The sequence below is a fragment of the Deinococcus psychrotolerans genome (genome assembly GCF_003860465.1).
GTDB classification, from domain to species: Bacteria; Deinococcota; Deinococci; order Deinococcales; family Deinococcaceae; genus Deinococcus; species Deinococcus psychrotolerans.
The window spans coordinates 2,602,562-2,618,186 of record NZ_CP034183.1; the positions used below are offsets into that span (position 1 = coordinate 2,602,562).

Genomic DNA, 15,625 nt, shown 5'->3' on the forward strand with positions numbered 1-15,625 from the left:
CTTGGGTCAAGTTTTCCTTTTAAGGGCAGAGGAGTTTCCTTTGCCCCCACCCCTTCTCTCAAGGAGCAACCATCTTGAAAGATTTCAGTAAAGTCAAAATTGCCATTGCCAGCCCCGCCAAGATGCGCGAGTGGAGCTTCGGCGAAGTCGAGAAACCCGAAACCATCAACTACCGCACGCTCAAGCCCGAGCGCGAAGGCCTCTTTGACGAGCGCATCTTTGGGCCTATCAAGGACTACGAGTGCGCCTGCGGCAAGTACAAGCGCCAGCGCTACGAGGGCAAAGTCTGCGAGCGCTGCGGCGTGGAAGTCACCAGCAGCAAGGTGCGCCGCTACCGGATGGGCCACATCGATTTGGCGACCCCCGCCGCGCACATCTGGTATGTCAAGGACAGCCCCAGCAAAATCGGCACGCTGCTCGATTTGAGCGCGGCCCAGCTTGAAAAAGTGCTGTACTTTTCCAGCTACCTCGTGACCAATGCCCGCAACGCCCAGAAAGATGGCCGCCCCCTCAAGCGCGGCGAACTGCTGAGCGACGACGAGTACCGCGAACTCCGCAATGGCCGTCAGGAAACCTACACCTTACAGGGCGGCATTGACGCGCTTATCCGCGACGGCGAATACGTCACCAAGGGCCAGAGCCTCGGCGGCAATGTGGTCGCCAAGATGGACGGTCTGGCGCAGTACCGCTTCCCGCGCCGCGCCGAGATCGCTTACAACGAAGTCGCTGAAGCGTCTTTGCCGCTGCCGGCCGACGTGCTGGTCGATCAAGAGGCTTTCCGTGCCGGTGAGATTCTGGCCGAACTGGAAAGCGACGTTCAGATTGTCGCGCCTATCGCCGCCACCGCTTTCCTACACGACCTCGGCGAAGACTCGGTGATGGTGGAACTGCGCGAAGGCGTGGAAGCCCCTCCTGCCGTAGAAAACGAAGAGGAAGGAGCAGAGAAAACGCAGGTCGCTCCCGAACTCGGCGCGATCTTGGCCCGCGTGTACATTCCGCACGGCATGGACGTGCAGGTGGCGCAGGGCGAAATCGTCGAAGCCGGAGCGGTGCTGGCCACTGCCGTCTCGGGCGCTCGCCTGCGGGTCAGCCGTGACAGCAAGCTCAGCGACGTCAAGCTCGGCAAAAAAGCCGACAGCAACGTGACTGTTCACTGGATGCGTACCGGTGAATATCCGATCAATCCCACCATGCACGTGTTGGTGGCTGACGGCAGCACCGTCAAGAAAAACCAGAAAGTCATCGGCGCGATTGACAAGGCCGAAGAAATCATCGCCGAAGCGGGCGGCGTTATCACCCTGCACGCCCCGGCCAGCATCATCGTCAGCAAGGCCAAGGTGTACAGCTACACCGACGAGCCGCTGGTGGTCAACGGCGACCGCGTCGAACCCGGCGACGAGTTGGCCGATTCCGGCAACCTCAAGAGCGAGATTTCTGGTCGCATCGAAATCGACCTCGTCCGCAAGCAGGTTCGCGTAATCGAGTCCTACGACTTCGACGCCAAAATGGGCGCGGAAGCGGTCAAGGAACTGCTCGACGATCTCGACTTGCCCACACTGGAAGCCGAACTCGGCGAGGTGATGAAGGACAACAGCCGCCACAAGCGTGCCAAGGCCCGTAAGCGCCTCGAAGTCACCCGCAGCTTCATTTCCAGCGGCAACCACCCTTCCTGGATGATCCTGGCCACTGTGCCGGTCATGCCGCCTGATTTGCGCCCGATGGTGCAGGTGGACGGTGGACGCTTTGCCACTTCCGATTTGAACGATTTGTACCGCCGCCTGATCAACCGCAACAACCGCCTCAAGAAATTGATGGGCCAGGGCGCTCCAGACATGATCATCCGCAACGAGAAGCGGATGCTTCAGGAAGCCGTGGACGCTTTGATCGACAACGGAAGGCGCGGCAGCCCCGTGACCAACCCCGGTTCTGACCGTGCTCTGCGCTCGCTGACCGATTTGCTCGGCGGCAAGCAAGGCCGTTTCCGCCAGAACTTGCTGGGCAAGCGCGTGGACTACTCCGGCCGCTCGGTCATCGTGGTCGGCCCGCAGCTCAAACTGCACCAGTGCGGGGTGCCCAAGCGCATGGCGCTCGAACTCTTCAAACCCTTTTTGTTCAAGGTGCTGGAAGAGAAGGGCGAGGTCACCAACATCAAGCAGGCCCGCAAGATGCTGGAGCGCTACCGCGATACCCGCGACAGCGTCTGGGACGCCCTCGAAGAAGTGATCGAGGACAAAGTGGTGCTGCTCAACCGCGCCCCGACGCTTCACCGCCTCGGCATTCAGGCGTTCGAGCCGATCTTGGTCGAAGGTCAGTCCATCCAGCTTCACCCGCTGGTCTGTGAGGCCTTCAACGCCGATTTCGACGGCGATCAGATGGCGATTCACGTCCCGCTGTCGGCGCAGGCCCAGGCCGAAGCCCGCATTCAGATGCTCTCGTCTCACAACCTGCTCTCGCCCGCCAACGGCGAGCCGAACGTCAAGCCCAGCCGCGACATCATCCTCGGTATTTTCACCCTGACGCAGCTCCGCAAGGACAACCTCGGCAAGGGCAGCGCCTTTGACAACGAGCAAGCCGTACTGAACGCCCTCGAGAACGGTAAAGTGGCGCTCAACAGCCACGTGACCCTGCGCGGCGCGGACATCACGCCCGGTCTGATCAAATACCACTTCTCCAGCCCTGACGAAGCAATTCTGGCGGTTGAGGGCGGCGGCATCGATTACCAAGACCACGTCCGCATCCGCCTCAACGGCGAAATCTACGACACCTCGGCGGGCCGCGTGATGTTCCGGCGCATCGTGCAAGAAGCGCTGGGTGCTCAGGGCCACTTGATCGACGAGCTGGTGAATCTCCATACCGCTTACGAAAAAGACTCGCTGCGCGACATGATCATGACCTGCTTCAAGCAGCTCGGCGTGGAAGCCACCGCCAAACTGCTCGACGCCCTCAAGGACAGCGGCTTCAAGCTGTCGACCACCTCGGGCATCACCATCGGCATCGACGACATCGTGATTCCGCCGACCAAAGACGCCATCCTGGCCGACGCCGACATCAAGCTCAGGGAAATCGAGCAGAACTACGAGTTCGGCTTCATGACTGAAGAAGAGCGCTACAAGCAGGTCGTGACGCTCTGGAACGACACCACCGACGACGTGAAAAACGAAGTCTTCAAGAACTTCGAGGCCAATTACCCGTTCAATCCGCTGTGGATCATGTCGCAGTCGGGCGCTCGTGGTAACCCGCAGCAGATCCGCCAATTGGCCGGGATGCGCGGTTTGATGGCCCGACCCGACGGCAGCACCATCGAAGTGCCGATCAAGGCGTCGTTCCGCGAGGGCCTGACCGTGCTGGAATACTTCATCAGCACCCACGGCGCTCGTAAGGGCGGCGCTGACACCGCGCTCCGCACCGCCGATTCCGGCTACCTGACCCGCAAACTGGTCGACGTGGCCCACGAAGTCGTCGTCCGCGACGTGGACTGCGGAAGCACCGATTACACCATCATTCCGCTCGGTCACGTGGACGAGCGCAGCGGCGAGTGGCGTGCCCGCAAAGCCAGCGAGATCGAAACCAGCATTTATGGCCGCACCTTGACCGCCGATGTAGAAATTGACGGCCAAGTCATCGCCGAAGGCCACATGCTCAGCCTCGAAGACGTCAAACTGATCACCAAGCATGCCAAAGCGGTCGGCGAAGTGTATGCCCGCACCCCGCTCAACTGTAAGGTCAAGGCGGGCGTCTGCCAGAAGTGCTACGGCTACGATCTCTCGCAGGCCAAGCCGGTCAGCATGGGCGAAGCGGTGGGCGTGGTCGCGGCGGAAAGTATCGGCGAACCCGGTACCCAGCTCACCATGCGTACCTTCCACACCGGCGGCGTGGCAGGCGGCGGCGACATTACGATGGGTCTGCCCCGCGTGATCGAGCTGTTCGAGGGCCGCAAGCCCAAATCTCAGGCGGTGGTCGCTGACCGCGACGGCGTCATCCGGATCGAGGAAGAGGACGAGCGTTACCTGATCCGTATCGACGCCGACGACGAGCAGTACAGCTCCAAGACCGCCACCAAGATCGGCAAGGCGCTGCGCATGATCGTCAAAGATGGCGACCGGGTCGAAGCCGGGCAGCCGATTACGCGCGGAGCCATCAACCCGCACGATCTGCTGCTCTACAAAGACACCGACGCCGCTCAGCGCTACCTGGTGGAAGAAGTGCAGCGCGTTTACCGCTCACAGGGCGTGAAGGTTCACGACAAGCATATCGAAGTGATCGTGCGCCAGATGCTGCGCTACGTCGAGATCGTGGACGGCGGCGACACCACCCTCCTCGAAGGCCAGACCGTCGAGCGCTGGGAAGTCGAGCAGGCCAACGCCGCGCTCGCGGAGGACAAGACTCAGAGCTCCTGGAAGCCGGTTCTCTTGGGCATCACCAAGAGCAGCCTGACCACCAAGTCGTGGCTCTCGGCAGCCAGCTTCCAGCACACCACGCACGTGCTGACCGAAGCCAGCATGCGCGGCCAGGTCGACGAGTTGATCGGCCTCAAGGAAAACGTCATTCTCGGCAAGCTGATTCCAGCAGGCACGGGTCTGGACATCGTGCGGAACATGCAAGTCGCCGATGACCGCACCCTGGAGAAGTACGGCGAGAACGTGGAGCCGGTCAGCGCTCCGCGCCCCGAGTCGTTCAACTATCCGGTGCAGCCTGGTGCGAACGACTGAGCAACTGAACGGCTGAGCAATTTAACTTCTAGCTAAAGCCCCCGCCCTGAAAATGGGTGGGGGCTTTTTTGGATTTTGGCAGAACAGAAAGTCAATTCAAAAAAGCCGCTCCACCTCAAACAAGAGGTAGGGCGGCTTGCTTAACGAGTGGGTTTACTTGACCGACTGAATGGCCTTGTCCACCTGAATCAGGCCAGTGCCGGTTTTGAAGTCGTAGCCGAAGGTGTTCATATCGGCCGCCGTTTTGGAGAGCGCGGCGATAACTTCAGCGGGGCCGAGGTCGGGGCGAGCCTGACGAATCAGCGCGGCGGCAGCGGCGGCGTGCGGAGCAGCCGCGCTGGTGCCGAAGAAGTTGGGGTATTGATCACCGTCAACCAGTCCGCCATCGGAGAAAGAGACTTGTCCGAAGAAACTGGTGTTGGCTCCGTCGGGGGCGCTGAAACGGGGTTGGTCGCGCCGCTGGGAAACAGAGTTGCCGTTGAGGTCAAACAAAATTGGCACGCCCCCCAGCGAAGTAAAGGATTCGGGCAAAGCTGGATTGACGCCGAAAACAGGCGTGCGGCCAAAGCGTGACGCGCCAACGCCCGCTCCGCTGCGCGAGTTGGCGTGGCCCTTGGCGGTGGGAGCGCCTGTGTTGTATTCCAGTGCGGTGGCAGTGCCGTAATCTTGGATTCGCACACGGGTAGGCGTGGGGCCAGCCGAGCGAGTCACCACCAAGTTGAGAACCTGGGGCGTCTCACCCAAGTTGAGGACGATGACCGTTTCAAGCGGATCGCGGCCAATATTGTTGCTAGTTCCAGCGGTGAGAATCAGCAAATTTGAATCTGGCGGCAGCAAATTGCCGTTGGCGTCCATCACGAACACGTCGAGGTCGCTGCGCGAGCCGCGCCCATTTTGGGTCGCTGAAGCAAACGGCTGATCCCACTCCACGTAGGTGTTGGTATAACCGCCCGGCGGAACGACCATTTTCCGCATGGTGTCCACGCCGCTGGAAGCGAAGTTGAGCATCTCGCCTTGGTACAGCACTTTGCCTGAAGCGTCGCGGTAAATGAGCGGCCCGCCACTCTTCCAGCGCGTTTCGTAGGCGTTGCTGGCGGCGTTGCCCGCCGAGGTGAAGTAGGCCACGCCTTGAGAGGTGACTTTGTCCACGGCCTGCGTAATCAGGCCGTCGCTATAAGCGGGTTCGGCAAAGTAGCTCAAATCGTCTACGATGACCCGCGAACCTACATCGGCCAAGCGCCGAATGTTGTTGGCGAATCCCGCTTCACCGCCGCTAAAGCCGGTGGCAAAGGCGATGTCGGAGCCGGGAGCCACGTCGTGAACGATCTGGGCCATGCCCCGCCCTTCATCGGTGCCGCCGTCATTTTGAGCTTGGTCTTCGAGGACTTGTACGCCGTTGGCGGGCAAATCTCCGTTGCGAATGTCTTGCGCCACAGTGGTTAGCGGCGGGCTGCCTTCTGCGCTGGCGTCCCAAGCGTCAAACGAATCCGAGATAACCCCGATCTTGACGCCCCGTCCGTCTACGCCGTAGGTGGCGCGGGCCACATCTGAGCGCTGTGCAAAGTCGCCTTGCGAGAGTACGCCAGTGGCTCCGGTCAAGGGGAAAGCGGCGTTGGTGGTGGCTCCCGATATCCGCATAAAGCTGAGTTCGCTCAACTGACCTGCTTGGCTTAAGGCGCTCAACGGTAAGCGGCCAGACACCATTCTTTCGTATGCTGAACCGTTCTTGAGGCCAAGCGCTTGCAACCTGCTCAGCAGCGCTGCCGGATTTCCGCTCGCCACCGAATCAACAGTGACGTAGCCGCGCGAAATGGGCACAATCTTGGACATGAGAGAACTACTCAGCGCCTGCGCCTGAAGAGGACGCTCAGACAGCAGTTTGAGGATAGAGTCCAGTTTGCTGCTCTTGTCGAAGACGCTCTGCACGCTGCTCAGGCCCATCACTGAGAGGTCTTGCTTGCCGGTCACGGCGCTGGGCACATCGTTGAGTTCGGCTTGCTGAGCGGTGTTTCCGCAGGCCACCAGTAAACTAAGGGTCAATCCTAATCCGAGATACTTTTTCATAACTTTCCCCCACACGCCCGCTTAGGCCTCCGCATAAAGCGTGCCCTCACGTTTGCCATGAACTCGTCAGAACTTTATCAGATGACGGCCAAGCAGTAGGTGAGGAAATGCATCGAGGGGTACGGACTGAGCGCACCTCTCCACATTTGTCCTAGCGAGCGTTTTAGGGAGTTGCGACTTCATCCACCAGCAGTCCCGCGTAGTAAATCCCCAGCGCTTCCAAAAACCGCATTTCCTCGCGGGTGGTCAGGGCCGACAGACTCGACTCGATGCTCAGAAGCACCGCGCCGTAAGCTAAAGCCGCTGCGCCCGCGACAGCCAGCAGCACCGGCCCCAGCGCTGACACCTGGCTCAGCAGTTCTTGCCCGAGCAGCCCCGACGCGCCGATCCAGATGCTGGCCATCACCAGAAGCGAAACGGCCAAATATAAACTCCGCATGGCCCGCTGCAAGAATCGGGTGCGGCGGCTCAGGCGCGGGAGTTGCCCCAAGATCATCCGTTTTTCGTCTTTGGCCAGCGGTTCTTGCTGCCCTTCGGGCGTCACCAGCACCTTAAAGCGGGCCGTCAGCGCCCGCACCCGGTCGGTGGCGCGGCCCAGCCGGGAACTGGTGCTCATCAGCAGCGTGCCCGCGCCGGAGATCAGCACGGCGGGCGTAATCATGGCGCTCAAAACAGTGGTGGCGGCGTCCATGCTGGGCAGTCTAGCGGCCCCCGCCTCCTATTTCTCGCGCAGCAAATCCCCCGCGATAATCAGTTTCTGAATCTCGGAAGTGCCCTCGTAAATTCTGAGCAATCTCTGATCGCGGTAAAAGCGCTCGAAGGGGGCGTCTTTCATGTAGCCGACGCCGCCCGCGACCTGCACGGCTTTGTCGGCCACCCGCGAGAGCGCTTCGGTGGCGTGGTACTTGGCCACACTCGCCATCCGGCGCACGTCTTGGCCCGCGTCCACCATCCAGGCGACTTTTTGCCACAGCAGGCGCGAGGTCTGAATGTCCACTTCCATCTCTGCCAGCATGAACTGCACCGCCTGAAAGCTGCTGATCGGTGCGCCGAACTGCTCGCGGCCCTTGGCGTGGGCAATACTCAAATCCAGCAGGCGCTGCATGGCTCCGGTGCTGCGGGCGGCGATTCCGACGCGACCATTGGTCAAAATCCCCAGCGCTTCGCGGTAGCCCAAATCCAGCGGCCCCAGCAGGTTCTCCGCCGGAATCTCGGCGTTGTCGAACACCACTTCCGCCGACAGCGCTCCTTTCTGGCCCATCTTCTCGTCAATTTTGCCGACGCTGACGCCCGGCATACTCGGCTCCACCAAAAAAGCGCTCATGCCCTTGCTACCCTTGGCGGGGTCAGTAATGGCAATGACCGTCAGAATCCCGGCAATCGGCGCGTTGGAGATGTAGTGCTTGGTGCCGTTGAGAATATAGGTGTCGGCCTTTTTCTCGGCTCGGGTGCGGATGTTGGCCGCGTCGGAACCGCTGCTCGGTTCGGTGATGGCAAAGCCTGCAATGCACTCGCCCGCCGCCATGCGCGGCAAATATTTGGCTTTTTGCTCGGGCGTGCCCAGCTTGACCAGCCCCGAAGTGCCGATGCTGGCGTGGGCCGAAACCATCCCGCCAAAGCCCATGTGGCCTTGCCCCAGCGCTTCGTAGACGGCGCAGCGGCCCAGCATCCCCAGCCCGACGCCGCCATATTCTTCGGGGATAGACAGCCCGAACAACCCCAGCTCGGCGGCCTGCCGGATGAGTTCGGGCGGCACCTGATTGGTGGTTTCGATTTCGTGGGCGCGGGCTTCGACGTCGTTGAGGGCAAAAGCGCGAATGTGCGTCTGCATTTCTCGCAAATCGGCGGGCAGGGTGAAATCCATGGGTAAACCTCCGGGGAGTTTGTTTTGACAAAGTTGGTTTGACTTGGAACGGGGCGTGAACTGCGTTGTATCACTTCCGCGCCCTTCCCTTAGTGAATTGCACAATAAGCTCCCATTTGTGCCGGTCTCGGCTTTGCAGCACGGCTTTGAGCGCTCACAGTTTGACCTTGGGGAGCGCGGCGATTAGACTCAGTTCAAATCCACTTTTACCGCTCCTGGCCTGCCTCTCACTCTCACGCTCTGCTGATAAGGAGTTGTCTCCTGCCCATTTCGTTTTCTGACACCGCTCCACCTGTTGTGCATCATCCGGCGCTTATCCCGGCGGTGCTCCGCCGTCCACAAGCTGCGCCGGAGCAGTTCGAGGCGCTGACCGGTCTCACGCCAGCTGCGTTTGAAGCGCTGGTGCGAAAGGCCGCGCCGCTCTACCGCCAGAGCGAGGCGCTGCGGCTGGGCGGGCGGCTGCGGCAGCGCTCGCTGGGCGCGGGGCGCAAGTTCGAGCATCCCCTCGCCGAGCGCCTGGCGGTGCAGCTCGTCTTGCGGCATGCCCGCCCCACCCAAAAACTGCTCTCGCGCATCACCGGCTTTACCGAAAGCACCCTCAGCCGTGACGCTCGGCGCTTGGCCGCCGTTTTACCGCCCGTGTCGCCGCCCACCCAGCTACAGTCCACCCAGTCACCGTCTACCCAGCCGTCTGCGCTCAGTGTGCCCGCTTGCCCAGCTCCTTTGCGGCGCTCGGCCCGCGAACTGCTGAGCTTGCTGAGCCGCCCCACCCCTCCGGAGGTTGTATGACCCACTACTGGCCCGCCCACATGACCAAGCGTCTTCACGTACCGCGCACCTCGCTCGCTCAGAATTTGCAGTTCAGCGCCCTGAAATACCCTGATAAACCCGCGCTGTATTTTTACGGCCAGACCACCAGCTACGCCCAGCTTTTTGAGCGCTCGCGCCGCCTCGCGTCGCATCTCAAAGCTCAGGGCATTCAAAAAGGCGACCGGGTGCTGATCTGGATGCAGAACTCGCCGCAGTGGGCGGTGGCCGCGCACGCCGTCTGGGTGCTGGGCGGCGTGGTGGTGCCGCTCTCGCCGATGCTGCAAGCCCGCGAGTTGGCGTTCTTTTTACAAGACGCCGGCATCAAAGTCGGCGTGCTGGGCGCGGAGCTGTACGCCAAGGCGCAGGAAGCGGGCCTGAGCCACGCCGTCGTCGCCAATTTGGGCAGCGGGATGGAAGGCAGCGCGGTGCCTCTGCCCGCCGGACTCGACGTTGCGGTGACGCTGCGGGCAGGCGACGTGCTCTACGAAGACGCCCTGAAGGCCGAACTGGCCGACCTGACCCCGCTCGATGCCGACGACCTGTGCGTGATGCCCTACACCAGCGGCACCACCGGCCTGCCCAAAGGCTGTATGCACACCCATTCCACCGTGCAGGCCAACGTGGTCGGCTCGGTGGTGTGGGCCAGCACCAACGTAGAAGACGTGGTGCTGGCAGCCCTGCCTTTTTTCCACGTCACCGGCTTTATCAACAGCCTCCTCTCGGTGTTGTCGGGCGGCGGTAAAGTGGCGATCATGGCCCGCTGGGATCGCCAACTGGCTCAGGAACTGATTCGCGATCAGGGCGTCACCGTTTGGACGAACACCGCCACCATGGTCATCGATTTGATGGCCAATCCGGCGTTTGATCCGGCCAACCTGAGGACCATCCGTACCATGACCGGCGGCGGGGCGTCGCTGCCCGCAGCGGTGGGTCAGCGCCTGCTCGACCAGACCGGCATCACCTTCACCGAAGGCTACGGCCTGACCGAAACGATGGCCCAGAGCCACTCCAACCCGGTCAGCCGCCCCAAATTCCAGTGTCTCGGCATTCCGCTTTTCAATGTGGACGCCCGCATCGTGGACTTGGACAGCGGCGAACTGATGAACACCGGCGAAATCGGTGAAATCGTCATCAGCGGGCCGCAGGTGATGCAGGGGTACTGGAACCGCCCCGACGAAAATGCCAAAGCGTTTAGCGAGATTGATGGCGTGCGCTTTTTTCACAGTGGCGACTTGGGCTATAGGGACGAAGAGGGCTACTTTTTCTTCACCGACCGGCTCAAGCGCATGGTCAATGTCTCGGGCATGAAAGTCTGGCCCGCCGAGGTGGAAAACGTACTGCACGGCCACCCCGCCATCCAGGAAGCCTGCGTGATTGCCTTGCCCGATGAGCGCAGCGGCGAACGCGCCCGCGCTCTGGTGGTCTTGCGGGCTGGGCAAATGGCCGATCCCAAAGATATCGAGAGCTGGGCCAGAACGCAGATGGCCGCTTACAAAGTGCCGCACGACTACCAATTCGTAGAAGCGCTGCCGCGTGGCCCCACTGGAAAAGTCGCTTGGCGGCCCCTTCAGGAAGCGGCGCGGGCCGAGCTGGCCGCAGCGACGGGGAAGTAGAGCAGCAGGGGAGAGCCGCTGAGCGCCCGCCGCCGTTCTGGTCAGCGGGCGTCAGCCACCGTTCAGGCCGCTATGCTCTAAGCCATGCTGACTGCCCTGCTCACCGTGGTGTTGCCGGTGCTGCTGATTTTGGGCTTCGGCGCTTTGGTCGGCAACCGGCTGGCGCTCGACAACCTCACCATCAACCGCCTCAATTTGTACTTGCTGACGCCCGCGCTGGCGCTCAACTCGCTGCTGCACCTCGAAGTCAAGGCGGGCAGCCTGACGCTGCTGGTGCTGGCCTATTTTGTGCTGTCGGCGGTGGGGGTGCTGCTGGGGTATCTGGCCGCCTTCCGGCAACCCAGCACCACCCGGCGGGCGGTGATGGCCAGCGTGGCAATTGGCAACAACGGCAATTACGGTTTGCCGGTGGCCCTTTTCGCGCTGGGGCAAGCCGGATTTGATCAGGCCCTTGTCATCTACCTTTCCAGCGTGCTGCTGACCTTTACGGCGGGGCCGCTGATTTTCGGCGGGGGCGGCGGCATCGGGCCGACCTTGCGGGGCGTCTTCAAATTGCCGGTGGTGTGGTGCATCGCGCTGGCACTGACCATGCGCGGCCTGCACCTTCAGTTGCCCACCGGCCTAGACAGGGGGCTGGGCCTGCTTTCCGGCGCGACCTTGCCGATGGTGCTGCTGTCGTTGGGGGTGCAGCTCGGCACCGGGGGCCGCCCCAAACTGAGCTTTCCAGTCTGGCTGGCCAGCGGGCTGCGGGTGCTGGTGATGCCGGTCTTGGGACTGCTGATCGGCTACTTCATCGGCCTGCGCGGGCTGCACCTTCAGGGCTTGGTGCTGTCTTCGGCCATGCCGACTGCCGTCAACGCTTTCGTGCTGTCCAAGGAATACCGCGCTGATAGCGGCACGGTGGCCTCGGTGGTGGTGGTCACCACGGTGCTGAGCATCCTCGGTGTGGCGCTGGTGGTGCCGCTGCTGGGACGGCTGCCTTGAGGCGCGGCTCCTGCGCTTCTCAGTAGCTCAGTGCAGCCGAGCGAGGCGGTGACGGCGGTGGCAGGTGCATAATCTAAAGTGTGTCTGAGCCGACTGTCTCCAGTTTGCCCAAAACTGACTTGCCCGAAATAGACCCAGCAGAAGCCCAAAATTACCGCTGGGGCATCGTCAACGGCTTTTTGGCTTCCACTGGCGACGGCTTTTTTAATGCCTCGGTGGTGCTGGCGGGCTTCGCTGCGCGGCTGGGAGCGTCCAATGCCGTGATTGGCCTCCTGCCCGCCATCGCGCAGGGCGGCTGGATGCTGCCGCAGATTTTGGTGGCGGCCAAGGTGCGGGCGCTGCCTTACAAGCTGCCGGTCTACCGCTCCTCGGCCAGTGTCCGCATCGGCTCTTACCTGGCGATGGTGCTCATCACGGCTTTTTTGTGGGAGTCTCCGGCGCTGTGCCTGAGCCTTTTTATTGCCGCCATGAGCGTCAATGCGCTGGCGTCGGGCGTGTCGGGTTTGCCGTTTTTGGAAGTGGTCAGCAAAACCGTACCGCCGCAGCGCCGGGCGGCTTACTTTGGCCTGCGCAACTTGGGAGGCGGGCTGCTGGCCTTCGCGGCGGGCCTGATCGTGCGCTGGATTTTGGGGTCGGGGCTGGCCTTCCCCTACACCTATGTGCTGATTTTTTCGCTGGCCACCGTGGCCTACACCATCGCTTACACCGCCTTTGGCAAAGTGCAGGAGCCGCCTGACGAAGTGCAGCCCGTCTCCGACATTCGCCAAGAACTCCGCGCCATTCCGCAACTTCTGCGCCTCGACGCTCACTTCCGGGCTTTTCTGAGCGTCCGGCTGATTTTGGCATTTGCCAGCATGGCCGACCCGTTTTACACCGTGTATGCCCTGCGTGAATTGCGGGTGCCCAGCAGTATGCTCGGCGTGTTTTTGATGACCATCACGGGCGTCGCGCCGCTGTCGAACTTGCTGTGGCGTTCCGTGGCCGAGCGCAAAGGCTCACGCCGGATCATCCGGTATTCGGCGGCGGCGGCGTTTCTGGCTCCGCTGATCGCTTTGGGGCTGGGCTGGTGGTTTGGGCCATCGCACGCGGGCAGCGAAGTCAGCAGCGCGGCGCGGCAGAGTCAAGTCGGCTGGCTGTATCTGGCGGTGTTCGTGATGTCCAGTGTGGCGGCTCAGGGTTTTAATTTGGGCCACACCAATCACCTGCTCAACATTTCGCCGCCTCACAGCCGCAGCCGCTACATCGGCACGCTCAATACCTTGGTGGGGTTGGCGCTGTTCGCTCCGGTGTTGGGGGGCGTGATTGCGGATCAGACGAGCTACTCCGTGGTGTTTTGGTTGTCGGCAGCCTTGTTTGCGGCGGCTTGGTGGCAGTGCGGGAAGTTGCGGCGGGACGCTTAGGTTGAGTGGAAGGTGGAGCTAGGCTTGGGCTTGTTGCCTGCGCGTCGGCTCCCCCTCCCCGGTGGGGAGAGAAGTTTGTCGCTGCGCTCGGCACTGTGTCTTCGTGACTTTGCTCGTGGCTGCTTTTTCCAGCGTTCTCCACGGCTGGGCCTTCGGTAGCGTTCTGGCCGCTGCGTTTAAGACTGGGTCAGCTTGTGACGAGGGAAGACGAAGGTCGACACACAGTTTTTGTTTTTAAACCTTCCCCTCACCAATGCCTGACCGCTCGTTCGGGGTTCATTGTCCTGAGCGCGGAGCCTAGACTGCCCACATGGAATACCGCAACATACACGGCACAGATCTCAACGTCAGCGCCCTCGGCTTCGGCGTTTGGACAGTCGGCACGACTTGGTGGGGCGTCAAAGACGAGCAGATGGGCGAGCAGCTCCTGCGCCGCGCTTACGATCTGGGCGTTACCTTTTTTGACAACGGCGATACCTATGCTTCCGGCAAGGCCGAGGAACTCCAGCGCCGAGCGCTGGGCGACGTGCGCGAGAACATCGTGATCGCCAGCAAATTCGGCTACGACATCTACTCCAACCCCGAACGCCCCGGCCAGCAGGAGCGCCCCCACGACTGGACGCCCGTGTACCTCCGCAAGGCGCTGGAAGGCAGCCTCAAGCGCCTCGGCACCGATTACTTGGATTATTACCAGCTCCACAACCCGCGCATGAACGCTATCGAGCAGGGCTCGGCGCTGGCCGACGATTTGTGGGCCGAACTGGCCAAGCTCAAGGATGAAGGGCTGATTCGCGCTTACGGCACCGCGCTGGGGCCAGCCCTCAACGAGCGGCAAATTGAAGAGAGCATTGCCACCATCGAGCAGCGGCGTGCTCCCACCCAAATTATCTACAACTTGCTGGAGCAGGTCATCGGTGAGCCGCTGCTGAAGGTGGCCGAAGCCGAGCAAGTCAGCGTGATTGCCCGCGTGCCGCATGCTTCGGGCCTGTTGGAAGGCTACATGACGCTGGAAACCGAATTCGAGCCGGGCGATCACCGCAACTGGCGCATGACCACCAATGCAAAGAAAAAAGCCTGGATGGAAGACGGCCTTCAGAAAGCCGAGCAGATCGACGCGCAGTTTGTGGCGGGCAAGGGCCGCACCATCGGTCAACTCGCCCTGCAATTCGCGCTGCACTCGCCCATGATGGCCAGCGTTTTGCCCAATATCTACAACCAGAAGGGGCTGGACGAGTACGTGGCCGCCTTTGACGCTGTTCCGCTGACCGCCAGCGAGTACGGCGGTATTCAGGCCCTCTACGCCGACAATTTCGGCCTTCAGACCAACCTGATCGGCGAGGTCGTGAAATGAGCGAGGAACGTCCCAACCAGGCTCCCGAAACGCCGCCCGCCGCGCCCAGTCAATCAGGCGGCAAGCCAGCAGGCCGCCCCAAAATGATGGTCGACCTCGATCCCAGCGGCCAAGTCACCCAGCGCGAACCTGACCGAGCCAACCGCCAGTTTCTCAATTACGCTTTCTACAAACTCGATCCGGCCTTTCGCCGATTGCCCCGTGACGAGCAAGCCGAAATCAAGGCAGAGTTTCTGGCGGCGGCTGCGGGCTGGGTCACGGACGCACCCCAGGAGAAGGGCATCATTCAGCGCACCTACTCGCTGATGGGCGTGCGGGCCGACGTGGACTTCATGCTGTGGCGCATTGCCTTCGATGTGCGCGAGTTTGCGGACGCCCAGGCCCGCCTTAACCGCACCCGCCTGATGGGCTACCTGACGCAGCCTTACAACTATGTTTCGATGCAAAAGCGCAGCCAGTACGTCAACCGCGTGGAGGGCAGCGGGCACGGCCTGGAAGTGCTGCCGGGGCAGGGGCAGTTTCTGTTCATCTACCCGTTCATCAAGACCCGGCCCTGGTACAAGCTCACGCCGCATTCCCGCCAGGGCATGATGGATGAGCACATCTACGCCTCCGCGCCGTTCAAGGGCGTGCGGATCAACACCAGTTACTCCTACGGCATCGACGATCAGGAATTCGTGGTCAGCTTCGATTCCGACACCCCGCAGGAATTTGTGGATCTCGTTCACCGCCTGCGCTACACCGAGGCCAGCAGCTACACCCTGCGCGACGTGCCCATGTTTACCTGCATCAAGAAAGAGTTGGGCGAGATTCTGGGGGAGTTGAGCTAG

The 15,625-nt window shown here is 61.8% G+C and carries 10 protein-coding genes; 7 read left to right on the forward strand and 3 right to left on the reverse strand.

Annotated elements, in window-relative coordinates; all coding sequences use genetic code 11:
- Positions 1 to 74: 74 nt before the first annotated feature.
- Entirely contained in the window at positions 75 to 4,709 is a 4,635-nt protein-coding gene (rpoC, locus tag EHF33_RS12855; protein WP_124872246.1) for a DNA-directed RNA polymerase subunit beta', read from the forward strand.
- Positions 4,710 to 4,862: 153 nt separating this feature from the next.
- Here the strand turns inward: rpoC and EHF33_RS12860 are convergent, their stop codons facing one another.
- From EHF33_RS12860 to EHF33_RS12870, 3 genes are all read right to left on the reverse strand, one after another.
- Positions 4,863 to 6,773: a S8 family peptidase gene (locus EHF33_RS12860; RefSeq protein WP_124872248.1), complete on the reverse strand. Its 1,911-nt coding sequence runs from the start codon at positions 6,771 to 6,773 to the stop codon at positions 4,863 to 4,865.
- 163 nt (positions 6,774 to 6,936) lie between these two features.
- Entirely contained in the window at positions 6,937 to 7,464 is a 528-nt protein-coding gene (locus tag EHF33_RS12865; protein WP_124872251.1) for a DUF2721 domain-containing protein, read from the reverse strand.
- Positions 7,465 to 7,491: 27 nt separating this feature from the next.
- Complete coding sequence (locus EHF33_RS12870) at positions 7,492 to 8,637, reverse strand: acyl-CoA dehydrogenase family protein (RefSeq protein WP_124872253.1); 1,146 nt, start codon at positions 8,635 to 8,637, stop codon at positions 7,492 to 7,494.
- A 324-nt stretch (positions 8,638 to 8,961) separates the two neighbouring features.
- On the opposite strand from EHF33_RS12870, the gene EHF33_RS12875 reads away from it, so the two are divergent.
- The 6 genes from EHF33_RS12875 to EHF33_RS12900 all read left to right on the forward strand — a co-directional run bounded on the left by EHF33_RS12875 (position 8,962) and on the right by EHF33_RS12900 (position 15,625).
- The gene (locus EHF33_RS12875; RefSeq protein WP_124872256.1) at positions 8,962 to 9,426 is read left to right on the forward strand and encodes a hypothetical protein; all 465 of its coding nucleotides are present in this window, start codon (positions 8,962 to 8,964) and stop codon (positions 9,424 to 9,426) included.
- Entirely contained in the window at positions 9,423 to 11,060 is a 1,638-nt protein-coding gene (locus EHF33_RS12880) for a long-chain-fatty-acid--CoA ligase (RefSeq protein ID WP_124872259.1), read from the forward strand. The genes EHF33_RS12875 and EHF33_RS12880 overlap by 4 nt, the downstream gene beginning before the upstream one ends.
- Positions 11,061 to 11,144: 84 nt before the next feature.
- A complete protein-coding gene (locus EHF33_RS12885) occupies positions 11,145 to 12,044 on the forward strand; it encodes an AEC family transporter (protein ID WP_124872262.1) in 900 nt (299 codons plus the stop codon).
- Positions 12,045 to 12,163: 119 nt separating this feature from the next.
- The gene (locus EHF33_RS12890; RefSeq protein ID WP_124873175.1) at positions 12,164 to 13,444 is read left to right on the forward strand and encodes an MFS transporter; all 1,281 of its coding nucleotides are present in this window, start codon (positions 12,164 to 12,166) and stop codon (positions 13,442 to 13,444) included.
- A 310-nt stretch (positions 13,445 to 13,754) separates the two neighbouring features.
- Positions 13,755 to 14,795 (forward strand): aldo/keto reductase, encoded by a 1,041-nt coding sequence (locus EHF33_RS12895; RefSeq protein ID WP_124872265.1) that lies wholly within the window; start codon positions 13,755 to 13,757, stop codon positions 14,793 to 14,795.
- Positions 14,796 to 14,878: 83 nt separating this feature from the next.
- On the forward strand, positions 14,879 to 15,625 hold the full coding sequence (locus EHF33_RS12900; protein ID WP_241191327.1) for a chlorite dismutase family protein: 747 nt from the start codon (positions 14,879 to 14,881) through the stop codon (positions 15,623 to 15,625).